This is a genomic window from Burkholderia sp. AU31624 (assembly GCF_020420065.1).
In the GTDB taxonomy this organism is placed as follows: domain Bacteria; phylum Pseudomonadota; class Gammaproteobacteria; order Burkholderiales; family Burkholderiaceae; genus Burkholderia.
The window spans coordinates 819792-844537 of record NZ_JAIZRT010000003.1 but is presented as its reverse complement, the minus strand read 5'-3'; the positions used below and the strand labels follow the sequence as shown (position 1 = coordinate 844537).

Annotated in this window: 24 protein-coding genes; 11 read left to right on the top strand and 13 right to left on the bottom strand. The window is 69.5% G+C overall.

Translation table 11 applies throughout. The annotated features are described in order from the left end of the window. The first annotated feature begins 3 nt into the window (after nucleotides 1-3). Both LGM89_RS14185 and LGM89_RS14180 read left to right on the top strand, forming a co-directional pair. On the top strand, nucleotides 4-1197 hold the full coding sequence (locus LGM89_RS14185; RefSeq protein ID WP_226273266.1) for a class I SAM-dependent methyltransferase: 1194 nt from the start codon (nucleotides 4-6) through the stop codon (nucleotides 1195-1197). Between the two features lie 11 nt (nucleotides 1198-1208). Beyond that, complete coding sequence (locus LGM89_RS14180; protein ID WP_089495768.1) at nucleotides 1209-1403, top strand: DUF2905 domain-containing protein; 195 nt, start codon at nucleotides 1209-1211, stop codon at nucleotides 1401-1403. A 26-nt stretch (nucleotides 1404-1429) separates the two neighbouring features. Here LGM89_RS14180 and LGM89_RS14175 read toward each other — a convergent pair whose 3' ends face one another. The 6 genes from LGM89_RS14175 to LGM89_RS14150 all read right to left on the bottom strand — a co-directional run bounded on the left by LGM89_RS14175 (nucleotide 1430) and on the right by LGM89_RS14150 (nucleotide 8615). Continuing rightward, nucleotides 1430-1651, bottom strand: coding sequence for a hypothetical protein (locus LGM89_RS14175; RefSeq protein WP_011353424.1), 222 nt, complete (start codon nucleotides 1649-1651; stop codon nucleotides 1430-1432). 100 nt (nucleotides 1652-1751) lie between these two features. Beyond that, on the bottom strand, nucleotides 1752-2660 hold the full coding sequence (locus LGM89_RS14170) for a carbohydrate kinase family protein (protein ID WP_089495767.1): 909 nt from the start codon (nucleotides 2658-2660) through the stop codon (nucleotides 1752-1754). Then, nucleotides 2657-3937, bottom strand: a complete 1281-nt coding sequence (locus LGM89_RS14165) for an AGE family epimerase/isomerase (RefSeq protein ID WP_089461733.1) — start codon at nucleotides 3935-3937, stop codon at nucleotides 2657-2659. Before LGM89_RS14165 ends, LGM89_RS14170 begins: the two co-directional genes overlap by 4 nt. Then, nucleotides 3934-4956: a LacI family DNA-binding transcriptional regulator gene (locus tag LGM89_RS14160; protein ID WP_089441179.1), complete on the bottom strand. Its 1023-nt coding sequence runs from the start codon at nucleotides 4954-4956 to the stop codon at nucleotides 3934-3936. Before LGM89_RS14160 ends, LGM89_RS14165 begins: the two co-directional genes overlap by 4 nt. 363 nt (nucleotides 4957-5319) lie before the next feature. Further along, nucleotides 5320-7158: an EAL domain-containing protein gene (locus tag LGM89_RS14155; RefSeq protein WP_226273265.1), complete on the bottom strand. Its 1839-nt coding sequence runs from the start codon at nucleotides 7156-7158 to the stop codon at nucleotides 5320-5322. Between the two features lie 425 nt (nucleotides 7159-7583). Beyond that, complete coding sequence (locus tag LGM89_RS14150; protein WP_226273264.1) at nucleotides 7584-8615, bottom strand: bile acid:sodium symporter family protein; 1032 nt, start codon at nucleotides 8613-8615, stop codon at nucleotides 7584-7586. A 346-nt stretch (nucleotides 8616-8961) separates the two neighbouring features. Between LGM89_RS14150 and LGM89_RS14145 the strand changes: the two genes are divergently transcribed. From LGM89_RS14145 to LGM89_RS14135, 3 genes are all read left to right on the top strand, one after another. Beyond that, on the top strand, nucleotides 8962-9459 hold the full coding sequence (locus LGM89_RS14145) for a peptide-binding protein (protein WP_089495765.1): 498 nt from the start codon (nucleotides 8962-8964) through the stop codon (nucleotides 9457-9459). A 345-nt stretch (nucleotides 9460-9804) separates the two neighbouring features. Then, on the top strand, nucleotides 9805-10881 hold the full coding sequence (locus tag LGM89_RS14140; protein WP_089426481.1) for a porin: 1077 nt from the start codon (nucleotides 9805-9807) through the stop codon (nucleotides 10879-10881). A gap of 181 nt (nucleotides 10882-11062) precedes the next feature. After that, nucleotides 11063-12025: a LysR family transcriptional regulator gene (locus tag LGM89_RS14135; protein ID WP_226206712.1), complete on the top strand. Its 963-nt coding sequence runs from the start codon at nucleotides 11063-11065 to the stop codon at nucleotides 12023-12025. 118 nt (nucleotides 12026-12143) lie between these two features. Here LGM89_RS14135 and LGM89_RS14130 read toward each other — a convergent pair whose 3' ends face one another. Further along, the gene (locus tag LGM89_RS14130; protein WP_226273263.1) at nucleotides 12144-13103 is read right to left on the bottom strand and encodes an NAD(P)H-dependent flavin oxidoreductase; all 960 of its coding nucleotides are present in this window, start codon (nucleotides 13101-13103) and stop codon (nucleotides 12144-12146) included. A gap of 266 nt (nucleotides 13104-13369) precedes the next feature. Between LGM89_RS14130 and LGM89_RS14125 the strand changes: the two genes are divergently transcribed. Then, nucleotides 13370-14266, top strand: a complete 897-nt coding sequence (locus LGM89_RS14125; RefSeq protein WP_089495762.1) for an alpha/beta fold hydrolase — start codon at nucleotides 13370-13372, stop codon at nucleotides 14264-14266. A 48-nt stretch (nucleotides 14267-14314) separates the two neighbouring features. Here the strand turns inward: LGM89_RS14125 and LGM89_RS14120 are convergent, their stop codons facing one another. Next, complete coding sequence (locus LGM89_RS14120) at nucleotides 14315-14806, bottom strand: Lrp/AsnC family transcriptional regulator (RefSeq protein WP_089495761.1); 492 nt, start codon at nucleotides 14804-14806, stop codon at nucleotides 14315-14317. A 112-nt stretch (nucleotides 14807-14918) separates the two neighbouring features. Here LGM89_RS14120 and LGM89_RS14115 point away from each other — a divergent pair, with 112 nt between their 5' ends. After that, nucleotides 14919-15821, top strand: coding sequence for a DMT family transporter (locus LGM89_RS14115; protein ID WP_226273262.1), 903 nt, complete (start codon nucleotides 14919-14921; stop codon nucleotides 15819-15821). 267 nt (nucleotides 15822-16088) lie between these two features. Here the strand turns inward: LGM89_RS14115 and LGM89_RS14110 are convergent, their stop codons facing one another. The 4 genes from LGM89_RS14110 to LGM89_RS14095 are packed head-to-tail and all read right to left on the bottom strand — an operon-like array spanning nucleotide 16089 to nucleotide 18732. After that, on the bottom strand, nucleotides 16089-16301 hold the full coding sequence (locus LGM89_RS14110; RefSeq protein WP_011353411.1) for a DUF1289 domain-containing protein: 213 nt from the start codon (nucleotides 16299-16301) through the stop codon (nucleotides 16089-16091). Next, nucleotides 16298-16804 carry a YbaK/EbsC family protein gene (locus tag LGM89_RS14105; RefSeq protein WP_226206716.1) on the bottom strand — a complete coding sequence of 169 codons (507 nt, stop codon included), beginning with the start codon at nucleotides 16802-16804 and terminating at the stop codon, nucleotides 16298-16300. The genes LGM89_RS14110 and LGM89_RS14105 overlap by 4 nt, the downstream gene beginning before the upstream one ends. Before the next feature lie 26 nt (nucleotides 16805-16830). Beyond that, nucleotides 16831-17763 (bottom strand): hydroxymethylglutaryl-CoA lyase, encoded by a 933-nt coding sequence (locus LGM89_RS14100; protein WP_226273261.1) that lies wholly within the window; start codon nucleotides 17761-17763, stop codon nucleotides 16831-16833. A 27-nt stretch (nucleotides 17764-17790) separates the two neighbouring features. Further along, nucleotides 17791-18732 carry a 2-hydroxyacid dehydrogenase gene (locus LGM89_RS14095; protein WP_226273260.1) on the bottom strand — a complete coding sequence of 314 codons (942 nt, stop codon included), beginning with the start codon at nucleotides 18730-18732 and terminating at the stop codon, nucleotides 17791-17793. A 320-nt stretch (nucleotides 18733-19052) separates the two neighbouring features. Between LGM89_RS14095 and LGM89_RS14090 the strand changes: the two genes are divergently transcribed. Beyond that, nucleotides 19053-19676, top strand: coding sequence for an RBBP9/YdeN family alpha/beta hydrolase (locus tag LGM89_RS14090; RefSeq protein ID WP_226273259.1), 624 nt, complete (start codon nucleotides 19053-19055; stop codon nucleotides 19674-19676). A gap of 228 nt (nucleotides 19677-19904) precedes the next feature. On the opposite strand, the gene LGM89_RS14085 is transcribed toward LGM89_RS14090, so the two are convergent. Then, nucleotides 19905-20192 (bottom strand): hypothetical protein, encoded by a 288-nt coding sequence (locus LGM89_RS14085; protein WP_089495758.1) that lies wholly within the window; start codon nucleotides 20190-20192, stop codon nucleotides 19905-19907. 553 nt (nucleotides 20193-20745) lie between these two features. On the opposite strand from LGM89_RS14085, the gene LGM89_RS14080 reads away from it, so the two are divergent. Genes LGM89_RS14080 through LGM89_RS14070 form a run of 3 tightly spaced genes read left to right on the top strand, consistent with a single transcriptional unit; the run spans nucleotide 20746 to nucleotide 24743 of the window. After that, entirely contained in the window at nucleotides 20746-21501 is a 756-nt protein-coding gene (locus tag LGM89_RS14080; protein ID WP_226273258.1) for a (2Fe-2S)-binding protein, read from the top strand. 18 nt (nucleotides 21502-21519) lie between these two features. Then, entirely contained in the window at nucleotides 21520-22521 is a 1002-nt protein-coding gene (locus LGM89_RS14075) for an FAD binding domain-containing protein (protein ID WP_226273257.1), read from the top strand. After that, entirely contained in the window at nucleotides 22518-24743 is a 2226-nt protein-coding gene (locus LGM89_RS14070) for a xanthine dehydrogenase family protein molybdopterin-binding subunit (protein WP_226273256.1), read from the top strand. The genes LGM89_RS14075 and LGM89_RS14070 overlap by 4 nt, the downstream gene beginning before the upstream one ends. Nucleotides 24744-24746 lie beyond the last annotated feature (3 nt).

Genomic DNA, 24746 nt, shown 5'->3' with positions numbered 1-24746 from the left:
GGGATGAACCCGAAAGCTCACGAACCCGCTAGTTTACCTGCTCCCGGCCCTGACGCGCTCGCGCAGTCCGAAACCCTCGCCGCGCAATTGCGCGACGAGATCGCGGCGGCCGGCGGCTGGCTGCCGTTCGACCGCTTCATGGAGCGCGCGCTGTATGCGCCCGGCCTCGGTTATTACAGCGGCGGCGCGCGCAAGTTCGGGCGCCGCGCCGACGACGGCAGCGACTTCGTCACCGCGCCCGAGCTGTCGCCGCTGTTCGCGCAGACGCTCGCGCAGCCGGTCGCGGAAGCGCTCGCGGCGAGCGGCACGCGCAGCGTGATGGAATTCGGCGCCGGCACGGGCAAGCTCGCGGCCGGGCTGCTCGCGGCGCTCGACGCGCTGGGCGTCGAACTCGACGCCTACCTGATCGTCGATCTCTCGGGCGAGCTGCGCGAGCGGCAGCGCGACACGATCACGGCCGCCGCCCCGGCGCTCGCCGCGAAGGTGCGCTGGCTCGACGCGCTGCCCGAGCGGTTCGACGGCGTCGTGGTCGGCAACGAGGTGCTCGATGCGATGCCGGTGCGCCTGTTCGCGAAGGCGGGCGGCGCATGGCGGGAGCGCGGCGTCGCGCTCGATGCGCGGCAGGCGTTCGTGTTCGAGGACCGTCCGGCCGCACCGGCCGGCCTGCCGCCGGTGCTCGCGAGCCTTGACGACGCGGCGGACGGCTACGTGACCGAGACGCACGAGGCCGCGCTGGCGTTCACGCGCACCGTCTGCACGATGCTCGGGCGCGGCGCGGTGCTGCTGGTCGACTACGGCTTTCCCGCGCACGAGTACTACCACCCGCAGCGCGACCGCGGCACGCTGATGTGCCACTACCGCCACCACGCGCACGACGATCCGTTCCTGTACCCGGGGCTGCAGGACATCACCGCGCACGTCGAATTCACCGGCATCTACGACGCCGCCGTCGCGACCGGCGCCGATTTGCTCGGTTACACGTCGCAGGCGCGCTTCCTGCTGAACGCGGGCATCACCGACGCGTTGTCCGCGATCGATCCGTCGGACATCCACGCGTTCCTGCCGGCCGCGAACGCGGTGCAGAAGCTGATCTCCGAAGCCGAGATGGGCGAGCTGTTCAAGGTGATCGCGTTCTCGCGCGGCATCGACGGCACGCTCGACGCGTTCGCGCGCGGCGACCGCTCGCACGCACTCTGACGGGAGCCGCCATGCTGCGCTGGCTGATGACGTCGTTCGTCGCGGTGATGATCCTGACGCGCTGCTGGCCGTGGCTCGGCAAGCTCGGCATCGGGCGGATGCCGGGCGACGTCACGCTGACGCTCGGCGGGCGGCGCTACCCGTTCCCGTTCATGTCGACGCTGGTGCTGACGATGCTGCTGTCGATGGCGGCGCGGCTGCTCTGAGCCGCGCCGAAAAGAGCGGCGGCGCGCTACAGCTCGATTTCGCCGAGGATCCGGTGCGCGAGCGCCTTCGCCTCGTCGAATGCTTCCTCCTCGCTGGGGCTCGTCGAGTGGACGTCGTAGCGCGTGTTCTCGGTGTCGTCCCCGTCGTCCCGCGCGAGGATCACGTAACCCTGGAACTGCCCGTTGCCCGCATGCTGGGTATGCGCCTTGGCCGTGTAGATGCCCTTCGTGAACGTGTTGGTGTCCATGGTGCTCTCCCGCAAAAGGACACTTCATCGTAGCACTGCGGCGCAGCATGTACAGCGCGGCTTATCGGTGACCGAACGGGATCCGGCCGCCATCCTCCCGTCATCGTTCGATCAGTGCGACGACCTCGTCGAGCGTCGGCGCGTGCGCGCCCGTATGCCGGCAGGCCGCGGCGCCCGCCGCCAGCGCGAACACGAGGTGCTCGCGCCAGGTTCGCTGCGGCGCGGCCATCAGGCTGAACAGCATGCCGCCGATCGACGCGTCGCCCGCGCCGACGGTGTCGGCCACCTCGACGCGCGGCGGGCTCGCTTCATGCACGTCGCCGTCCGCGTAGAGCGTCGCCGCCTGCGCGCCGCGCGTGACGAGCACCGCCGCGCGCGGGTTCAGCGCGCGCACCGCGCCAACCGCGTCGGGGCCGTCGCCGCCGAACAGGTGCCGCAGATCCTCGTCGGACACCTTGATCAGGTCGGCGAGCGCGGCCATCTTCTCGAGCGTCGGCCGGAATGCGGCCGTCATCAGGTTGCGGACGTTCGGGTCGAAGCTGATCTTCACGCCGCGCGCGTGCAGGTCGGCCGCGAGCGCGGCCAGCGTGCCGGCGAGCGGTTCGCGCACGAGGCTGATGCAGCCGAAGTGCGCCCATTTCACGTGATCGGTCCAGCCGGCCGGCAGCCGCGCCGGATCGAACGCGAGGTCGGCGCTCGCTTCGCCGATGAAGAAGTACGCGGGCGGGCGCGTCTCGTGGACGATCGCGAGCAGCGGCGGCCGCGCGACGCGCTGCAGGAAGCGCAGGTCGAGCCCGGCCGCTTCGCTCGTGCGCCACAGCACGTCGGAGAAGCAGTCTTCTCCGATCGAGCCCGCGAGCGCGCTCGGCACGCCGAGCCGCGCAACCGCGCGCGCGACGTTCCAGCCGGCGCCGCCCGGCACCGAGGTCCATTGCGCGTCGCCCGCGCGCACCATGTCGGTCAGGATGTCGCCCGCCGACACGAAAGCCGGAAACGTGCCGCCGCTCATTGCGTCGGCTCGCTGCGCTGCGCACGCGCGAGGGTCGCGAGCACGTCGTAGCACGCGCCCATCGTGTGATAGTCGGTCTTGCCGGCCGGGCTCTTCTCGTCGCTGTACTTGCGGTTGTCGCAGGTGAGGATGCGGTACCACGCGCCGTAGCGGTGATCGACGAAGTGGGCCCAGCTGTAGCGCCAGATCTCGTCGTACCAGTCCCAGAAGCGCTCGCTGCCGGTGCGCGCGCCGAGCATCGCGGCGGCCGCGAAGGTTTCCGCCTGCACCCAGAAATACTTGTTGTGGTCGCAGATCGTGAAGTCGGGGCCGAAGCCGTAGCACAGGCCGCCGTGATCGGCGTCCCACGCGTGCGTGAGCGCCGCGTCGAACAGCTCGGCCGCGCGCGGCACGAGCCAGTCGAGCGGGCGGTGCCGCTCGAGGATCAGCAGCAGCTTCGCCCATTCGGTCTGGTGCCCGGGCTGGAAGCCCCACGGGCGGAAGATGTTCGAGCTGTCTTCCTTGTTGTAATCCCAGTCGACCGACCAGTCCGCATGGTAGTGCTCCCACACGAGCCCGCCCGACAGCGCGGCCTGGCGCTGCGTGATGTGGGACGCGAGCTTTTCCGCGCGATCGAGGTACGTGAGGTGGCCGGTCGCCTCGTACGCCGCGAGCAGCGCCTCCGTCATGTGCATGTTCGCATTCTGGCCGCGGTACGACGACACGATCCAGTTCGGCGTCGCGTCGTCCGCATAGAGGCCCGCGGCCGCGTCCCAGAAACGGTGCTCGGCGAGCTCGAAGGTGGCCGCGATCAGCGGGCGGGCCTCGTCGAGGCCGGCCATCGTCGCGTGCGCGGCCGCGAGCAGCACGAACGCGAGCCCGTAGCAGTGGCGCGTGCCGTCGAGCGTCGCGCGCTTCGCGCCGTCGCGCCAGTCGAGTTCCCAGTCGTAGCCCTGCAGTGCGTCGTCCCAGTGCGCGTCGCGTAGGAACCGCAGCCCATGGCGCGCATATTCCAGGTGGCGCGGATCGCCGAAATGCCGGTACGCCATCGCGTAGTTGAAGACGAACCGGCAACTGCTGACGAGGTGGCGCGACGTGCGGTTGTAGATGCTGCCGTCGTCGCGGAAGTAGTGGTAGAAGCCGCCCGTCGGGTCGAACGCGTTCGTCGCGTAGAAACGCAGCGTGTCCTCGACGTGCGACAGCAGGAACGACGGATCGCGGAAACTCGCGACGAACGGCGCGGCTTGCGTGTGGGCGGCCGGCGCGGCCGTGCAGGGTTGGACCGGGGGCATGTTCATGATGATTCGGTGGCCGTGGCGGTATCGAGTGCCGGGGAGCCGGCGGGCTGGCTGCTGGCCCGTACGATCAGCTCGACGGGCAGGGAAATCTCGGTGCGCTCGGGCGCTTCCGCGAGCAGCAGCTCGACGCCGCGGCGGCCGAGCGCCTCCTTGTCGACCGCGAGCGTCGTGAGCGGCGGGCTTGCGTGCGCGGCGGCCGGGATGTTGTCGAAGCCGACGATCGCGATGTCGTCGGGGATGCGCAGCCCGCGCGCGGTGCAGACGCGCTGCGCGGCGAGCGCGGCCGCGTCGTTGTACGCGAACACGGCTTCCGGGCGCGGGCCCGGCGCGTCGAGCAGCTGCTCCATCGCCCGCGCGGCGCCGGTGTCGGGATCGAGCCCCGCATCGATCGTCACTTCGTACGCGGGATCGAACAGCCGCCCGGCCTCGAAGAACGCGCGCCGGTAGCCGATCGCGCGCTGCGCGATGCTGTAGTGCGCGGGCGAGCCGCCGATGAATGCGATCCGCGTGCGGCCGGTGGCGAGCAGGTGGCGCATCGCGAGCGCCGCGCCCGTTGCGTTGTCGATGTTCACCGAGCGCAGCCCGGGCGCCCACAGGTCGATCAGCACGAGCGGGCGGCCGGTCGCGGCGAGCGCCTCGATCGTCTCCGGCTCGATGAAGCCGGCCACCGCGATCGCGTCGGGCGCGTGCGGGCGCATCTGGCGCAGCACGTCATCGTTCGGCCCGACCGTGAGCAGCGTCGGCACGATGCCGCGCTCGCGGCACGCATCCTCGACGCCGTGCAGCACGTGCGAGAAGAACGGGCTGGCCGGAAAGCGGTTGTGCTGGCGATGCAGCAGGAAGGTGAGCCGGCGGATGCGCGGCCGCAGTTGCGCGGGATCGTAGCCGAGCCGCTGCGCGATCTCGACGATGCGCGCACGCGTCGCTTCGGACAAGCCCGGCTGGTTTTTCAGCGCGCGGGAGACGGTGCCGATCGAGACCTCTGCCGCCCGTGCCACATCGCGAATGGTCGTACCCATCGTTCGGGGTCCGGTTTGTTTAGGGTGAGAGCGATTGTATAGTAAAACGTATTGCGGAATTCGGGCCGGATAGCCGGGGAATACCCGCAAATTCCCGTGTTTTAGGCGCTAATCTGCGAAAACACCGTTACTAAAAATACTAAACAAAACGCGAAAAAGGCAAGGTGAACGTGCGGGTGCATGGCGAGCGGGAAACGGGCGGCAAGCGGGCTGGCTTCACGCATTCGCGCGAGTCGTGCGCGGTTGCCTCCGCGGGTCGCCGGACAGGCGCAGTGCGACTAACGGTCCGGCTGCATGGCGGGTGGACGTGCGCCATCACCGCACCGGGCGCCGCCGTGTCTGCAAGCGGCGGTCACCCGCCGTTCAGCGGATTGCCACGGCCGGCGGTTCGCCACGATGGCGCAGCGCGGCGCGCCCCGCATCGAGGTCGACGACAGCGAGCCCATCCGGCTGCTGTTTCGCGCGCCGCTTCGCGAGCGCGGCGACCGACGCGATCTCGTCGCTGCCGTAGCGTTTCGCGCCGTGCGCGCCGGCCGCCACGCCGACCGCGCCGATCGCCATCGTCACGAAGCCGAAGAACGCCGGGTTGCCGTGGCGGTCCTCGCCGTGCAGCCCGCCCGCCTGCCGGTCGGCCTGCGTGTAGAAGAGCTGCGCGCCTGCGTTGAAGCGGGCGATCGCGTCGGCGGCGCGTTCGCGCCAGTCGTCGCGCTGAAACAGCACGAGGAAATCGTCGCCGCCGACGTGCCCGAGAAAGTCGCGCTGCGGGTCGCACACGCCGGCCAGCACTGTCGCCGCGAACTTCAGCACCTCGTCGCCCTGCCAGTAGCCGTACTGGTCGTTGAACGGCTTGAACTGGTTCAGGTCGACGTAGCACGCATGAAAGCCGGCGTCGCGCTGGAGCAGGCGGTCGATGTGCGCGCTGATCGGGATGTTGCCGGGCAGGAACGTCAGCGGATTCGCGTAGCGCGCGGCCTCGATGCGCATCTCGGTCACCGCGCGCACCAGGCTCTCGCCGGTGCCGAGCCCGACGTAGCGGCCGTGTTCGGTGATCACGAAGCCGTCCGCGAGATAGCGCTGGTCGTGGCTCGCGAGCAGCATCGCGAGTTGCTCGAAGGTCGTCGCGTTGTCGATCATCAGCGGCGCGTCGTTCGCGAACTGCAGGCACGGCTTCTTCCCGAACACCTCGCGGTGATACGGCAGCGCGAAGCGGTCGATGAAGCCGCGGCGATTCACGAGCGCGACGGGCCGCCCGCGTTCGACGAGCGCGACCGCATGCAGGTCGGGCATCCGGTTGAACAGGTCGAGCACGTCGTTGCTGGTCGCGTCGCGCGGCAGCGCCGGCGCCGGCACCAGCATCTTCCCGGCGATCGTGCCGGCCGGCCGCACCGAGCGCGTCGCGCCGGGAAACACCGCGATGTGCGGCGCGCGGATCGCATCGCGCGCGGCCGGCGCGACGACCCGCGACGGCTGCGCGTTCGGCCGGCCGAGCAGGAAACCCTGCACGCAGCAGATGCCCATGTCGCGCACGACGATCAGGTCGCTTTCGTTCTCGATGCCTTCCGCGATCAGTTTCGCGCCGCTCGCCTGCGCGAAGTGCTGCATTGCCTTCACGGCTTCGAACTTAAGCGGGTCGCGGGCGATGTCGTGGATGAAGAAGCGGTCGATCTTCACGACGTCGGGATGCAGGCGCAGCCACAGGTTCATGCTCGCGTTCGCGGTGCCGTAGTCGTCCAGCGCGAACTGGATGCCGGCGTCGCGCAGCGACGCGACCGCCGGGCCGATCTGGGCGACATCGGGAATCGCGTTCTGCTCGGTCAGCTCGATCACGATGCGCTCGGCGCCGATCCGCGCGCGGACGAGGAGCTGGCGTGCCCGCTCGCGTTCGCTGGCGAGCTTCAGGATCGTTCCGGCACTGAAGTTGAGGAACAGCTTGCCGTCGCAGCCGAGCGCCGCGAATGCATCGAGGCAGGTGCGCGCGGCGGCCTGTTCGAGCGCGATCGTTTCGCCTTCGCGCGCGGCCTGCGCGAACAGCGCGGCGGGCGGTTCGAGGTCGGTGCCGCGCGGGCCGCGTATCAGGCCCTCGTAGCCGACGACCGTTCCCGACCCGAGATCGACGATCGGCTGGAAGACGGCGGCGAGCGCGCGATCCGCGATCAGGCGCGGGATGCTGGCGGCAGCGGAGTCGGAGTGGGGCGCGGGCATGGGCGAGGGCAGCCGAATCGACAGGACGCCCGGCATAACGGCATCGCCCGCGGAGAATTGAATGAAGATTTCGTGACGCGATGAGCGGTGGTGGTGCATTGCGCCTGGGGCGCATCGGGAAGGGCGGTGCGGCGGGAAGCGCGGTGCGGCGGTGCGGCGGTGCGGCGGGAAGGCGGAAGGCGGAAGGCGGAAGGCGGAAGGCGGAAGGCGGAAGGCGGAAGGCGGAAGGCGGAAGGCGGAAGGCGGAAGGCGGAAGGCGGAAGGCGGAAGGCGGAAGGCGGAAGGCGGAAGGCGGAAAGGCGGAAAGGCGGAAAGGCGGAAAGGCGGAAAGGCGGAAAGGCGGAAAGGCGGAAAGGCGGAAAGGCGGAAAGGCGGAAAGCGAGAACGTCGGGACGGCACCACTCGAGGGCCGTCCCGCCTGCTCGTCAGCGCTTGCCCGGGCTCAGCGCGCCGGACGCAGATGCCGCGTCGCCCTCGTCGTGCTCGCCGGTCGTGTCGCGCGCGCCCCAGCGCTGCGCGAGCGCCGCGCACGCCATCAGCTGGATCTGGTGGAACAGCATCAACGGCAGCACGATCGCGCCGACCGCGTTCGCCGAGAAGATCACCTTCGCCATCGGGACGCCGGCCGCGAGGCTCTTCTTCGACCCGCAGAAGATGATCGTGATCTGGTCGGCGCGGTTGAAGCCGAGCCGCTTGCTGACGAACGCGGTCAGCAGCAGCGCGATCGCGAGCAGCACGAGGTTGACGACGAGCAGGCCGCCGAGCGCGCGCGGCGGGATCTGGTGCCACAGGCCTTCGTTGACGGCCTCGCTGAAGGCGACGTAGACGACCAGCAGGATCGAGCCCTGGTCGACGAAGCGCAGCACGCCGCGGTTGCGGTCGATCCAGCCGCCGATCACGGGCCGCAGCAACTGGCCGGCGATGAACGGCACGAGCAGCTGCATCACGATGCTGCCGACGGTGCTCCACGGCGACGCGGCGGCCGCCGACTGCGACGTGATCATCAGCCCGACGAGCGCCGGCGTGACGAAGATCCCGAGCAGGCTGGACGCGGATGCCGCGCACACGGCGGCCGGCACGTTGCCCTTCGCGATCGACGTGAACGCGATCGACGACTGGACCGTCGACGGCAGCGTGCACAGGAACAGCACGCCCGCATACAGCGTCGGCGTGACGAGCGGCTGCAGCACGGGCTTCAGCGCGAGGCCGAGCAGCGGGAACAGCGCGAACGTGCTGAGCAGCACGACCGCGTGCAGCCGCCAGTGGGTCGCACCCGCGACGACGGCCTCGCGCGACAGCTTCGCGCCGTGCAGGAAGAACAGCAGGCCGACGGCGATGTTGGTCGCCCAGTTGAACGCATGGGCGGCCGGGCCGCGGCACGGCAGGAGGCTCGCGAGCACGACGGTGCCGACGAGCGCGAGCGTGAAGTTGTCGGGGAGAAAACGGGGACGGACCATCGGGAACTCGATTCGGAAACGACCAGGGCGCGCGTCGCGCGCGCGGATGGCGCCATTGTCCCGGTCGGCGATTCACTACACAAATGCATTGTGGGAATCGATTGATGAGCCAATCTCATGCACCAGCGCCCGCGGCGCCGGCCCGGCCGTGCGCAAAACGGCAGAAGAATGTTCTGTCGCGGTCGCGCCCGGAAGTGAAAAAACCTAGCAGTAACATGGTGTTACACCGATGCCGGCGACATAACACTTTTTGGCTCGACACGCTTTCGGCCCGCTCATAAATTACTGCTGAAAGCCTTGGGTCGGCCGAAAGGAGCCGGCGGCGGGCGTGGACAGGCACTGAACGATGACGGAACGGGTGAAACGGAAGATCGGACGATGGGTGGCAGGCGTGCTCGGCGCGCTGCTGTTGCCGCTCGCGCTCGCGCAGCCGCCCCACGGCGGTCATGCGTTCGGCGGCCAGGGCTTCGGCGGCCACGGCTTCGGTGGCGGCGACATGCGCGCGTACGGTCAGCCGGCTGGTGGCGGGCCCGTCTGGCGCCGCGTGGCGCCTTCGCCCGGTGCACGCGCCGGCGGTGTGAACGGCTACGGCTCCCGCTGGGGGCTGCGGCCGACGCCGTCGTATGGCCATTACGCCGCGCAAAGCCCGTATCGTCCGATCAGCGCCGACGTGCGCCAGGTGCCGCGCCCGCCGGGCGGCGGCAACGTGCCGCTGCGTGCCGGTTCGATCCGCGCCGACGTCGCGCGCTACAACGAGGAGCGCGGCGGACGTCCGATGCCGCCGCCCCGCTCGCAGGAAGAGCCTGCGCACTCGCCGTCTTTCTCCCCGTTCTACCGAAACTGAGCGCCCGCGCGCTCGGCCCTCCGCCGGCTGATGCGAATTCGCCACAGTCGCGCACAGATTTCCGCTGATTTTCCCGTCGCATTGCGCTATCTTTCGCGCCCGGCTCGCGTGTGCCCCGCTGCCGTCCCGCCGCGCGACCGCGTTCGTGCGGGGCCGCCGGCAGGTGCCCGGCCATGTATCCATTCCGCGAAGTTAATGCTGGCGCTATACCAGCAATAAGTGTGCGCAATTTTGGCCGGACGAATGATCCGTAAAGATGGCTGCGCCCCATACGACGCAAGCACTCGGCTCCAAAAAACAACGCTCGCGCCACTTATCGACCATTCGACAAAATCTGGAGATCCAATGAAAGCATTCGCTCGCCGTGCGTCGCGCACGTCCGTCAAGCTGATCGCCGCGGCCGCCTGCGTGGCGGCTACCGCACCCGTCCATGCACAGTCGAGCGTGTCGCTCTACGGTCAGGTCGACGAATGGGTCGGCGCAACCAAGTTCCCGGGCGGCAACCGTGCGTGGAACGTGAGCGGCGGCGGGATGTCGACGTCGTACTGGGGCCTGCACGGCGCCGAGGATCTCGGTAACGGCTACAAGGCGATCTTCACGCTGGAAAGTTTCTTCCGCGCACAGAACGGCCAGTTCGGCCGCTTCCAGGGCGACACGTTCTTCGCGCGCAACGCCTACGTCGGCATCGATTCGCCGTACGGCACGGTCACGGCCGGCCGCCTGACCACGCACCTGTTCCTGTCGACGATCCTGTTCAACCCGTTCTACGACTCGTACACCTTCTCGCCGATGGTGTACCACGTGTTCCTCGGCCTCGGCACGTTCCCGACCTACCCGAGCGACCAGGGTGCCGTCGGCGATTCGGGCTGGAACAACGCACTTTCGTACACGTCGCCTTCGTTCGGTGGCCTGAATTTCGGCGCGATGTACGCACTCGGCAACCAGGCCGGCGACAACGGTTCGAAGAAGTGGAGCGCGCAGTTCAACTATGCGAACGGCCCGTTCGCGGCGACCGCGGTCTACCAGTACGTGAACTTCAACAACGGCCCGCGTGACCTGAGCGCGCTGGTGGCCGGCATGAAGAGCCAGGGCATCGCGCAAGTCGGCGCGACCTACGACCTCAAGTACGTGAAGCTGTTCGGCCAGTACATGTACACGAAGAACGACCAGGTCGCGGGCAGCTGGCACGTGAACACCGCGCAGGGCGGCGTGTCGGTGCCGCTCGGCGTGGGCAACGCGATGGCGTCGTACGCGTACTCGCGCGATTCGGGCGGCCTCGACCAGACGCGCCAGACCTGGGCCGTCGGCTACGACTATCCGCTGTCCAAGCGCACGGACGTCTACGCCGCGTACATGAACGACCACATCAGCGGCCTGTCGACCGGCAACACGTTCGGCGCCGGCATTCGCGCGAAGTTCTGACGCGCACGCGCGGCCGGTGCGCCGGACGCGTGTGAAAAACGCGTCCGGACTGCATGTTTTCCCGCCAAAACGGCGCTGCGACCCCGCGGCGCCGTTTTGCCTTTCTTGACCTTTCTGTTTCCCCGCCTTTGTTACCCTATCTCGTAATTGGACCATTCCCCCGTCATTACGAGCTAGTTCGATGGATACCCTCGTCAGCATGAATGTGTTTCGCTACGTCGTCGAAGTGGGCAGCTTCGTCGGCGCGGCCGAGCGCATGCAGATGTCGGCTGCGATGGCGAGCAAGCACGTGATGCATCTCGAGCAGCAGCTCGGCGCACGGCTGCTGCATCGCACGACACGACGCGTCGCCCCTACCGAGGCGGGACGCGAATACTATGAGCGCCTCGTGCAGGCGCTGTCCGAACTCGACGAAGCCGGGCAGGCCGTCGGCGCTGCGAGCGTGGTGCCGCAAGGCCGGCTACGCGTGACGTCGCTATCGGCGTTCGGTCTGCGGCACGTGATGCAGGCCGTCACCGATTATGCGAGCCGGTTCCCGGACGTGACCGTCGACATGACGCTGTCCGATCGCGTGGTCGACCTGATCGAGGAAGGCTACGACGTCGCGGTGCGCGCGGCGCCGAACGGATTGAAATCGTCGTCGCTGGTCGCGCGGCAGATCGCGACCGCGCACATCCTGCTGGTCGCGTCGCCCGAGTATCTCGAGAAGCACGGCACGCCCGCGACGATCGGCGATCTCGCGCACCACAACTACCTGCGGCGCGACTCGAATTCGACGATGCTCGACTCGCTGGTGATCGACGCGGCCGCCGCGTCGCGCGTGAACCTCAACGGCAACCTGATCGTGAACCATCTCGAAGGGCTGCGTGCGGCCGTGCTCGCGGGCGCGGGCATCGCGCTGCTCGGCACCGAGGTGGTCGGCGACGACATCGAGTCCGGCCGGCTCGTGCCGGTGCTGCTCGATGCGGTGCCGCCGCACGAGGCGCCGATCTACGCGGTCTACGCGAGCCGTCGTCACGTATCCGCGAAGGTGCGTTCGTTCGTCGACTTCCTGGCCGCGCGTTTCGAAGGGCAGTCGCTGTGCCCGTCGATCGAATCGCGCCTGCGCGTGCTGCCGATCACGCGGATGAAGCGCGTGGTCTGAACCGCCGTGTGCCCCGCTGCAGCGGGGCAATGAAAAAGCGCGAACCGCTGCGGTTCGCGCTTTTTGTTTTGTCCGACGGCATGCGCGCCGACGGCGGCCGCGATGGCCGCCGCATCCGTCAGCGTGGAATGCCGAGCCGCGCCTTCGCGTCGTCGTATTCGCGCTTCAGTCGCTCGACGAGCGCGCCCACGCTCGGCAGGTCGTCCATCAGGCCGACGCCCTGCCCGGCGCCCCAGATGTCCTTCCACGCCTTCGTCTTGTCGTTGCCGAAATTCATCTTGGTCTTGTCGGATTCCGGCAGCGCCTCCGGATCGAGGCCGGCCTTCTCGATGCTCTCCCGAATGTAGTTGCCGTGCACGCCCGTGAAGAGGTTCGTGTAGATGATGTCCGACGATTTCGCGTTCACGATCGCGTGCTTGTAGTCGTCGATCGCGTGCGCTTCCTGCGTCGCGATGAAGCGCGTGCCCATGTACGCGAAGTCGGCGCCCATCGCCTGCGCCGCAAGGATCGAGCCGCCGTTCGCGATCGCGCCGGACAGCACGATCGGGCCGTCGAAGATCTTGCGGACTTCGCCGACGAGCGCGAACGGCGACGTCGTGCCCGCATGGCCGCCTGCGCCGGCCGCGACGAGGATCAGCCCGTCGACACCGGCTTCGAGCGCCTTCTGCGCGTGGCGCAGGTTGATCACGTCGTGCAGCACGATGCCGCCGTAGCTGTGCACCGCGTCGACGATTTCGCGCGCCGGTGCGCGCAGGCTCGTAATGAAGATCGGCACCTTGTGCTCGACGCACACGCGTACGTCGTGCTCGAGCCGCGCATTCGACTGGTGGACGATCTGGTTGACCGCGATCGGGCCGATCACCGCGCCGGGATTCCTCGCCTGGTGGTCGGCGAGCTCGGACTGGATCTGCGTGAGCCATTCGTCGAGCAGTTCGGCCGGACGGGCGTTGAGCGCGGGGAACGAACCGACGATGCCTGCCTTGCATTGCGCGAGCACGAGTTCGGGGTAGCTGACGATGAACATCGGCGACGCGATGACGGGCAGCGTCAGGTTCTGCAGGACGGTGGGCAATGCCATGTGATGTCTCCAGTCTCCAGGGGCGCCCGCGCGGTCGCGCCGGCGCCATGCTTTGCGGTCGAACGGTGATTCGAGTGTAGCGGTAAAACGAGGTCGTCCTTATTAATACGAACGATCGTGCGATTCTACGCGAGCTTAACAAAATGCGTGGCGTGCCGGCAATCGAGGGAGTGTTCTCTTTCTACGGATTCTGGCTGTTGCCCCGCTGTGCAGAGGCGCAAGCGCTCCTAAAATAGCGGCCATAACAAACCAACGAGAAATAAACCATGTCGTTTGAGGCGTTTGCACCGTTTCGCGTGACGGTGCAGGACACCGACATCTTCGGTGTCAAAGGAGGCGCGGGTCCGCCGCTCCTGTTGCTGCACGGACATCCGCAAACCCACATGATCTGGCATCGCGTTGCGGCGACGCTCGCGAATCATTTCACGGTGATCGCCACCGACCTGCGCGGCTACGGCGCGTCGGGCAAGCCGCCGAGCGACGCGCAGCACGTGCCGTATTCGAAACGGGCGATGGCGGCCGACCAGGTCGCCGTGATGCGGCATTTCGGCTTCGAGCACTTCCATGTGTGCGCGCACGATCGCGGCGCGCGGGTCGCGCACCGGCTCGCGCTCGATCATCCGGACGCGGTCGAACGGATGATGCTGCTCGACATCGCACCGACGCTCGCGATGTACGAGAAAACCGATCGCGCGTTCGCGACCGCGTATTTCCACTGGTTCTTCCTGATCCAGCCGGAGCCGCTGCCCGAGACGCTGGTCGGCGCGCATACCGATGCGTATATCGAGCGCGTGATGGGCAACCGGTCCGCCGGGCTGGCGCCGTTCGCACCCGAGGCGCTCGCCGCGTACCGCGCCGCGCTCGCGCAGCCGGGCGCCGTGCATGCGATGTGCGAGGACTACCGCGCGTCCGCGACGATCGATCTCGAGCACGACCGTGCGGATCTCGAGCGCGGCAGCAAGGTTGCGTGCCCGCTGCGCGTGCTGTGGGGAGAGAACGGAATCGTCGGCCGCTGCTTCGATCCGCTCGACGAATGGCGCCGTGTTGCGCGCGACGTCAGCGGCCGCGCGCTCGAGTGCGGGCACTACATTCCGGAGGAGGCGCCCGTCGCGCTGATCGACGAACTGCTGGCGTTCTTCGAGGCGCGCGACGCGGCTGCCTGACGGTACACGCGCGGGCACGTCGGCGGCGCGGCGCGCGTGCCGGCTCGTTCAGCGGTGCGCGGCGTCGTCCTCGACGAGCGGCGGCAGCCGGCGCGGCACCGGTGTCGACTTCACGATCGCGGTGCTCGTCTCGGCGCGCTCGGTCACTTTCGACAGGATGTCGTCGAGGTGCGCGATCGTGCGCAGGTAGAGCCGGCAGATGAAGCAGTCGTCGCCGGTCACCTTGTCGCACTCCACGAACTCGGGAATCCGCCGCAGCATCTCTTCGACGAGATGCAGCTGGCCGGGCAGCGGCTTCACGCGGACGATCGCCTGCAGCGTGTAGCCGAGCGCGCGCGGGTCGAGCTCGACGGTGAACGCGGCGATCACGCCCTGCGCCTCGAGCCGCCGCACGCGGTCGGCCGTCGCGGGCGCCGACAGCCCGATCTGCCGGGCGAGTTCGCTGGTGGCGATGCGCGCGTCGTCGGCCAGCGCCGCGAGAATCGCGCGGTCGGTTGCGTCGAGCGACGCGACGGCGGGCGGGGAAAGGCGTTTCGGCATGATCGCTTTGCTTTCGAAGGTGAATCGGTCGATTCACTTCAGTTTAGCCGTGGTTGCCGCGAAAGCAAGTTTCTAGAATCGAAGTCATCCACTCTTCTGAACGGAGTTCACGATGGCTTCGAATGAAATTCGCCGCGGCGCCGCCGAGATGGTCGTCGCGATGATGATGTCCGGCACGATCGGCTGGCTCGTGATGTCGTCGCAGCAGCCGCTGACGAACGTCGTGTTCTTCCGCTGCCTGTTCGGCGCCGCGACGCTCGCGATCGTCTGCGCGGCGTTCGGGTTCCTGCGCCGTGCACTGTTCTCGCCGCGGATGCTCGCGCTGGCGACGCTCGGCAGCGTCGCGATCGTCGCGAACTGGCTGCTGCTGTTCGCCGCCTATTCGCGCGCGTCGATCTCGATGGCGACCGCCGTCTACAACACGCAGCCATTCATGCTCGTCGCGCTCGGCGCGATCGTGTTCCGCGAGCGGATCACCGCGTCGACGGTCGCGTGGCTCGCGCTCGCCTTCGTCGGGCTCGTCGCCGTGGTGCGCGTCGAGCCGGCCGTGCTCGCGGTGCCGGGCGAATATCTGGAAGGTGTTGCGCTGTCGCTCGGCGCGGCGTTCCTGTATGCGATCTCGTCGATCGTCACGAAGCACCTGAAGGGCACGCCGCCGCATCTGCTCGCGTTGCTGCAGGCCGGCCTCGGGGTCCTGCTGCTCGCGCCGTTCGCGCACTTCGGCACGTTGCCGGCGACCGCCGGACAGTGGCTCGACCTCGTCGTGCTCGGCGTCGTGAACACAGGTCTGATGTATGTGCTGCTGTACGGCGCGATCCAGAAGCTGCCGACCGCGATGACCGGCGCGCTGTCGTTCGTCTATCCGGTCGTCGCGATCGTCGTCGATCGCGTCGCGTTCGGGCAGACGCTCGCGTGGACGCAGGTGGTCGGCGCGCTGCTGATCCTGCTCGCGGCGGCCGGCGTGAATCTCGGCTGGCGCATCGTGCCGGCCCGTCGTGCGGCCGTCGGCCACTGAAACGGTCGTGCGATTCGGCGAGCCGCTACGGGGCAGCGCAGCCGCTCGTCGAATGCGTATTTCAGGCGCGCCTATTGCGGGCAGCGGGTGCGTACATGGCGAGCAAAAGTCGTGCGCGCACACGCGTGGAAGACGCTGTAAGAAGTTGTAGGGAAACACCCGATGCGATGCGGCCGCGTCGCTCGTATGATGCGGGCTGTGACGTTGATCACGTTCACAGGATTCCGATCTCGATGCCGTTCGCCTGTCAGGCTGAACGGCTTTTTTTTATGCGCCGCTTCTCGCCAGCAGACGCCGCCGCGCATCGAGCCGCGCGAGCAACGCGCGCCGCGCGTCGTCGTCCGACGCACGCCATCCCTTGATCTCGTCGCGCGTGCGCAGGCAGCCCGCGCACCAGTCGGTGCGCGGATCGATCCGGCATACGTCGGTGCACGGCGACGCGACCGTGCCGACTGGCACCGTCACCGGCACGTCGCTCATGCGGGCTCCCGCAACGCGACGTCCGCGACCGGCGCGCCCGTCAGCGACACGAGTTCGTTCGGCGACAGGTTGAACACCGCGTGCGGATGACCGGCGGCCGCCCACACGCTGTCGAGCTCGAGCAGGTCGGCGTCGATCAGCGTGACGGGTTCGACGAGATGGCCGATCGGGCACACGCCGCCGATCGCATAGCCGGTGTTGTCGCGCACGAACTTCGCGTCCGCGCGGCCGACCGCGCCGACTTGCGCGGCGACCTTCTTCTCGTCGACGCGATTCACGCCGCTCGCGACCACGAGCACCGGCGCGCCGTCCGACTGGCGGCGAAACAGGATCGACTTCGCGATCTGCGCGACCGAGCAGCCGAGCCCGGCCGCGGCCTCGGCCGACGTCTTGCCGGTTTCGGCGAGCATCACGATGCCTTTCGCATGGCCGCGCTCGCGCAGCAGCAGCGCGACGCGTCGCGCGGAATCGGGGAGGGAATCGAATGAAGCAGGTGTCGTCATGTTGAGGAATCCATCGAATACCGGGGTCATACGCAGTTCGCGGCGTCGGCCGCGCTCTGCGCCTTGGCGAGCAGGGCGCGACCGGCGCGCGACACGTTCGCGCGGCCGATCGCGTTCGAGATGAAGTCGCCGGCGGCGACGACCTGCGCGAGGTCGATGCCGGTGTCGATGCCGAGGCCCTGCATCAGGTACAGCACGTCCTCGGTCGCGACGTTGCCGGTCGCGCCCTTCGCGTACGGGCAGCCGCCGAGGCCCGCGACCGACGCGTGGAAGATCTCGATCCCTTCGAACAGCGCCGCGTAGATGTTCGCGAGCGCCTGGCCGTAGGTGTCGTGGAAGTGGCCCGACAGGCGTTCGCGCGGGAACACGCGCGTGACGGCCGCGAGCACTTCGCGCGTGCGCGTCGGCGTGCCGACGCCGATCGTGTCGGCGATGTCGATCTCGTCGCAGCCGAGTGCCGCGAAGCGCTCGACGACGTCGACGACCGATGCGACCGGCACGTCGCCCTGGTACGGGCAGCCGAGCGTGCACGACACGCTGCCGCGCAGCCGCAGGCCCGTATCCTTCGCCGCCTTCGCGACCGGCTCGAAGCGCGCGATGCTCTCGGCGATGCTGCAGTTGATGTTCCGCTGCGAAAACGCCTCGCTCGCCGCGCCGAAGATCACGACTTCGTCCGCGCGCGCCGCGACCGCATTCTCGAAGCCCTTCAGGTTCGGCGTGAGCACCGAGTACACGGTGCCCGCGCGGCGCTCGATGCCGGCCATCACGTCGGCGCCGTCGGCCATCTGCGGCACCCATTTCGGCGACACGAACGACGCGGCCTCGACGTTGCGGAAGCCGGCGTGCGACAGCCGGTCGACGAGCGCGATCTTCACGTCGGTCGGCACGAAGGTCTTCTCGTTCTGCAGCCCGTCGCGCGGGCCGACTTCGACGATCTTGACGGCGGTGGGGAACGTCATGGTTGTCTCCTTGGTGTGCTTGTAGGTTCAGTAGCCGCGTGCGTAATCGACGATGCCGCCGACGCGCTCGCCGCGCTCGAGCGCGCGGATCTTGCCGGCGATCTGGGCGATGGCGTCGTCGCGCAGCGTCTCGGCCGAGCTGTGCGGCGTGATCGTGATGCGCGGCGCGTGCCAGAACGGATGGTCTTCCGGCAGCGGCTCGCGATGGAACACGTCGAGCGTCGCGGCGGCGATCTGGCCGCTCGCGAGCGCGTCGAGCAGGTCGGCTTCGACGAGATGCGCGCCGCGTGCGACGTTGACGACATACGCGCCGGGCGCGAGCCGTGCGAACGTGCGCGACGCCAGGATGCCGTGGGTGTCGGGCGTGCTCGGCAGCAGGTTGACGAGCACCTTCGCGCCGTCGATGCACGCATCGAATGCGCCGTCGCCGGCGAAGGTCGTCACGCCGTCGAGCTGCTTCGCGCTGCGGCTGTAGCCGCGCACGGGCAGGCCGAGCGCGGCGAGCGCGCGCGCGACCTGCGCGCCGAGCACGCCGAGGCCGAGCACGGCGACGGTGAAGCTGGCGCGCGCATGCGGTTCGAGCGGTTGCCAGCGGCGCTCGCGCTGCAGCACTTCGTATTCGTCGAAGCGGCGCAGGTAGCGCAGCACCGCGTGCGTCACGTATTCGACCATCTGCTGCGCCATGCCCGAATCCTCGAGCCGCACGAGCGGCACGTGGCGCGGCAGCGTGCCCGGATGCGCGTGCTCGAGCGCGAGGAGCGCGTCGACGCCGGCACCGAGGTTGAAGATTGCGCGCAGGCCGTCGCGCGGGGCGAAGAATTCGCGCGGCGCGCGCCAGACGAGCGCGTAGTCGGCGGCGGCCGTGTCGCCTGGCTGCCACGCGCGCAGTTCGGCTTCCGGCAGCGCATGCGCGATCTGGTCGCGCCACGCGGCCGCTTCCTGGTGCGGGGAATGGAACAGGATCTTCATTGGATGACGGCGCGCGCGCTGGCGAGGCGCGTCGCGGGAACAGCGAGCGGGGCCGGGCGCGGCGCGCCGGCGGGCGTAGCGGACATCGGGCGTCTCCTGACGACCGGGCGCCCGGCGCGTCGGCGCCCGGCCCCGGTTCCGTGTGAAGCTGACGGGAAGCCCACATTCTACGGTTTCGCGGCGCATCGCGCGCCGGTGCGCGGAGCAGGCGGACGCCCCTGCTGGCCCGCCCAATTAAAAGCAAAGCACAAAATATTGGTTCGGCCGCCGCGGACGCCGCGCCACAATCGAATCCCGTCTTCAAGCAAGCGAGGGCAATCATGCGCGCATGCAGCAAATCGGCGTGGCCGCCGCGGCTCGTCACCGTTCCGGGCCTGCACGGCAGCGAAGGCGCTCACTGGCAGACCTGGCTCGAACGGCAGTTCCCGCGCTCGCTGCGCGTCGAACAGGACGACTGGGACGCGCCCGATCTCGCGCGCTGGGCGCAATCGGTGCGCGCGTTGCTCGACCGCGAACGCGGCCCGTTCGTGCTGGCCGCGCACAGCTTCGGCTGCCTCGCGGCCGCGCATGCGCTCGCGCAGTGGCCGCATACGGGCGACGTCGCGGGCGTGCTGCTCGTCGCGCCCGCCAGTCCGAAGAAATTCACGTTTGCCGGGCCGTTCGACGCGCGCCGGCTCGCCGTGCCGTCGATCGTGATCGGCAGCGAAACCGATCCGTGGATGCCGCTCAGCGACGCGCGCACGCTCGCGCAGCATCTGGGCAGCGCGTTCGTGAACCTCGGCGACGCGGGGCACATCAACACCGCGGCTGGCTTCGGGCCGTGGCCGCGCGCGAAGTACTTCATCGACACGCTCGTCCATTGCGCGGCACCGCTGCGCTTTCGCGACGCGGACGACGGCTTCGAGGCCGCGCTCGTCGACCGCGCGCTCGCGCACGCGGTCTGACGGGCGGGCGGCGCGTGCCGCGCGCCGGCGCGCTTACGCCGCGGCGATGGGCCGCACCGCCGCCGGATCCGAATCGCTCGGCCGGCCGGGCTCGGCGTGGCCCGCGAGGTGGCGCGACGTCATGCCGTTTGCGCCACCGCCGACCGTGACGTCATGTCGGCGACGCCTCCCAACGAATGCCCACCGCTCTCCCCGAGCGGGTCCGACTCCTATCGCGTGGTGACGGGATCAGCCCGGCGACGACGCGGCCGCGCTGGAGGCGGCTGCATTCGCGGCGGGCTTCGCATCGTCGTCGTCATCGGGCGGGTAGTGCACGACGGGCGGCGCGAGCGGCGCGGCATCGGATGCGGCGGTATTCGCGCTTGCGTCGCTGTTGAACGCGCTGGCGGCGCCGCTCGATGCGCCGCCGGCCTGCTGCGTGGCGTCGGTCGCGTTGGCGTCGTGCGGCGCGTCGTCGCTGCACGCGGCGACGAAAACGGCGGCACACAGAACGACGGCGACGAAAACGCGACGCATGACTTCTCTCCTGGCAGGCTGATCGGGAAACGTTTTCGAGTATGCCGCCGCGATGCGACGTTTCGGTGAATCGTTTGCAATTCTGGCCTGATCGCGAAGCGTTTTCGTCAGGCTGACCGAATGCTGTCGCGGCGATCCACCGGCACGCATGGCGGAATTTTCCAGCAGAGGCGGATGCTGCGCGCATTTACACGGCGCGCGATGCCGCGACCCGGCCACGGCGACGCGGGCACCCTGCGCGGCATCGTAAATACGACCGGCAATTTGCGACCGATGCGCGGCCGGCCACGCCGAAAAACCGGGCGTTATTGCCACTTCGTCAGCGAACGGCCAGCCGCGCGCCAGCGTGGCGTCATGGCGGCGCGATCACCGCCGACCCGGCCCGTCTGCCGCCCGGTGCGCGCCGCGCACGGTAGCCCGCGCTGCACCTGCATGCGGCCTCCGCAGTGTCGCGGCACCCGAATTGCTCCTTGCCGATGCGTGCGCCGACCGCGCTGCCATCCGGGCACGCGGCGCACCGCCGCGTCCATCAACCATGGAGCTCGCAGAAGTCATGTCCAGCGATCGATCCGATTCTCCGTCTGCCGAACCGCCGCGCGACGCCCCGTCGCCGCTCGGGCCCGGCCATTCAGCGGCGCTGCCGCCGTTGCCGCACGAATTGCCGTCCAGTGCCGCGCGGCGCCGCTTCCTGCAATCCGCGGCGGCTGCCGCGACCGTCAGCGCCGCATCGCACGTTCATCCGCAGCCGTCGTACGCGGCATCCACGCCGGCCGCGCCCCGCCGCGATACGGTGCCGGCGCAGCCCGTGCGTTTCGACATCAACGGGCGCGCGTACACGCTGCAGCTCGAACCGCGCGTCACGCTGCTCGACGCACTGCGCGAATACGCCGGGCTCACGGGCACGAAGAAGGGCTGCGATCGCGGGCAGTGCGGCGCGTGCACGGTGCTCGTCGACGGGCGGCGCATCAACGCGTGCCTGACGCTCGCGGTGATGCACGAAGGCGCGCGGATCACGACCGTCGAAGGGCTCGCGCGCGGCGGGGTGCTGAGCCCGGTGCAGCGCGCGTTCGTCGAATGCGATGCGTTCCAGTGCGGCTACTGCACGTCCGGCCAGCTCTGCTCGGCGACCGCGCTGCTCGACGAGTTCGAGGCGGGGGCCGGGAGCGCCGCCACCGACGACGTGCGGCGCCGTCCCACGCAGCTGTCGGACGACGAGATCCGTGAGCGCATGAGCGGCAACCTGTGCCGCTGCGGCGCGTACCCGAACATCGTCGCCGCCGTGCGCGCCGCGTACGCGGCGCGCGGCTAGCCGACGGAGGGCACCGCAATGGAAGCGATCTCCTACGAACGCGCGACCGACGTCGCCGGCGCCGTGCGCGCGGCGCAGCGGCCCGGCGCGGCCTTCATCGGCGGCGGCACGAACCTGCTGGACCTGATGAAGGGCGGCGTCGCGCGGCCCGTCACGCTCATCGACATCACGCGGATCGCGGGCCTGGATACGGTCGATGCGCTGCCCGGCGGCGGCGTGCGCATCGGCGCGCTCGTGCGCAACAGCGATGCGGCCGATCATCCGCGCCTGCGCGCCGACTATCCGCTGCTGTCGCAGGCGCTGCTCGCCGGCGCGTCCGCGCAATTGCGCAACATGGCGACCGTCGGCGGCAACCTGATGCAGCGCACGCGCTGCCCGTATTTCTACGATCCCGCGTTCGCGCAATGCAACAAGCGCGAGCCGGGCAGCGGCTGCGCGGCGATCGGCGGCCACAACCGGATGCACGCGATCCTCGGCGCCAGCCCCCAGTGCGTGGCGGTGAACCCGTCGGACATGAGCGTCGCGCTCGCCGCGCTCGACGCCGTCGTGCAGGTGAGCGGCCCGCGCGGCGCGCGGCAGATTCCGATCGCATCGTTTCACCGCTTGCCGGGCGATCGTCCCGAACTTGACACGACGCTCGAACCGGGCGAGCTGATCACCGCGGTGGACTTGCCGCCGCCGCGCTTCGCCGACCATGCGCACTATCTGAAAGTGCGCGATCGCGCGAGCTACGCGTTCGCGCTGGTGTCGGTCGCGGCTGCGCTGCGGATGGATGGCCCGCGTGTCGCCGACGCACGGATCGCGCTCGGCGGCGTCGCGCACAAGCCGTGGCGGGCGATGGAGGCGGAAGCGCATCTCGCGGGCCGCACACCGACCGACGCGACGTTGCGCGAGGCGGCCGCGCTGGCGTTGCGCGACGCGCGTCCGCTCGACGGTAATGGCTTCAAGGTCGCGCTCGCGCAGCGGGCGATCGTCCGTGCGGTCGAAACGGCAGCCGCCATGCCGGGAGGTGCAGCATGAACACGATGACGGGACAACCGCTGGACCGTGTCGACGGCGTGCTCAAGGTGACGGGCGGCGCGCACTACGCGGCCGAATTCTCCGATGCGCGGCTCGCGCACGCGGTGCTCGTGACGAGCACGATCGCATCCGGCCGCATCGAATCGATCGATGCGGCGCGCGCACGTGCGATGCCGGGCGTGCTGAGCGTGATCACGCATGAGAACGCGATGCGGCTGCCCAACGGCGGCCGGCCGCCGTTGTCGCCGCCGGCCGGGCGCCGGCTCACGTTGCTGCAGGACGACACGGTGCGCTACAGCAACGAACCCGTCGCGGTCGTCGTCGCCGAAACGCTGGAGCAGGCGACCGACGCCGCACATGCCGTGCAGGTGCGCTATCGCGCGACCGATGCCGTGGTGGATTTCGCGCTGGCGAAGCGCTGCGCGCGCGTGCCGCCGAAGCAGCAGGGCCGCCCGATGGATACGCAGCGCGGCGACGTCGATGCGGGCCTGCGCGAAGGCGCGGTGCGCATCGACGCGACCTATACGACGCCGATGCAGCATCACAACCCGATCGAGCCGCATGCGACGATGGCGCGCTGGGACGGCCCGACGCTCACGCTGCACGATGCGACACAGGGCGTGTCGGGCGCGAGCACGGCGGTGGCCGCGGTCTTCGGCATCACGCCGGACCACGTGCGCGTGATTTCACCGTTCCTCGGCGGCGGCTTCGGCTGCAAGGGGTCGTCGTGGTCGCACGTGTCGTTGTGCGCGATGGCCGCGAAGCAGGTCGGGCGCCCGGTTCGTCTCGCGCTGACGCGGCCGCAGATGTTCGGCCCGGTCGGCGGTCGGCCGTTCACCGAACAGCGCATCGTGCTGGCCGCGCGCCAGGACGGCACGTTGACGGCGATGCGCCACGACACGATCGCCACCACGTCGACGTTCGAGGACTGGATGGAGATGTGCGGGATGCCGTCGCGGATCATGTACGCGGTGCCGAACCACGCGACCACGCACCGGATCGTGTCGCTGAACGTCGGCACGCCGACGTTCATGCGTGCGCCGGGCGAGGCGTCGGGCTCGTTCGCGCTGGAATCGGCGATGGACGAACTCGCGTGGCGGCTCGGCATGGACCCGGTCGCGCTGCGGCTCGCGAATTACGCGGCGGTCGATCCGCAGGACGGCAAGCCGTGGTCGAGCAACAAGCTGCGCGAATGCTACGAGGTCGGCGCGCGGCGCTTCGGCTGGTCGCGCCGCACCGGCACGCCGCGCACGATGCGCGACGGCGACACGCTGATCGGCCTAGGGATGGCGGCCGCCACGTATCCGGCGAACCGCAGCGAAGCGTCGGCGCGGGCGCGCATCTTGCCGGACGGCACGGCCGAAGTCGCGTCGAGCACGCAGGACATCGGCACCGGAACCTACACGGTGATGACGCAGGTCGCGGCCGATGCGCTCGGCTTCTCGCCGCGGAACGTGCGCTTCGCGCTCGGCGATTCCAGCCTGCCGCGTGCGCCGGTATCGGGCGGCTCGCAGTCGGCGGCGAGCGTGGCGCCGGCCGTGCGCGAGGCCGCGCTGCAGGCGCGCGCGAAGCTGATCGCGCTGGCGGTCGCCGACCCCGGGTCGCCGCTGCACGGCACCGCGGCCGGCGACGTGACGGTCGACAACGGCTGGGTCGTGCATCGCGGCGAGCCGTCGCGGCGCGATCCGGCCGCGGCGGTGATCGCGCGTGCGGGCGGCCGGCCGATCGACGCGCAGGCGACGACCAAGCCGGGCGACGAGAAGTCACGCTATGCGTCCCATTCGTTCGGCGCGGTGTTTGCCGAAGTGCACGTCGACGCCGAGCTCGGCACGATTCGCGTACCGCGCATCGTCGGCGTCTACAGCGTCGGCAGCCTGCTCAACGCGAAAACGGCACGCAGCCAGTTGATCGGCGGGATGGTGTGGGGGCTCGGCACCGCGCTCGAGGAAGGCTCGCATCTCGACGTGCGGCACGGCCGCTTCACGAACGCGAATCTCGCTGAATATCACGTGCCCGTGAACGCGGACATCGGCGAGCTGGATGTGAGTTTCGTCGACGAGCGCGACACGCATTTCAATCCGCTCGGCATTCGCGGCATCGGCGAGATCGGCATCACCGGCGTGCCGGCCGCGATCGCCAATGCGGTCTATCACGCGACCGGCGTGCGGGTGCGCGATCTGCCGATCACGCTCGACAAGGTGGCGATGCCGATGCGGGCGTGAGTG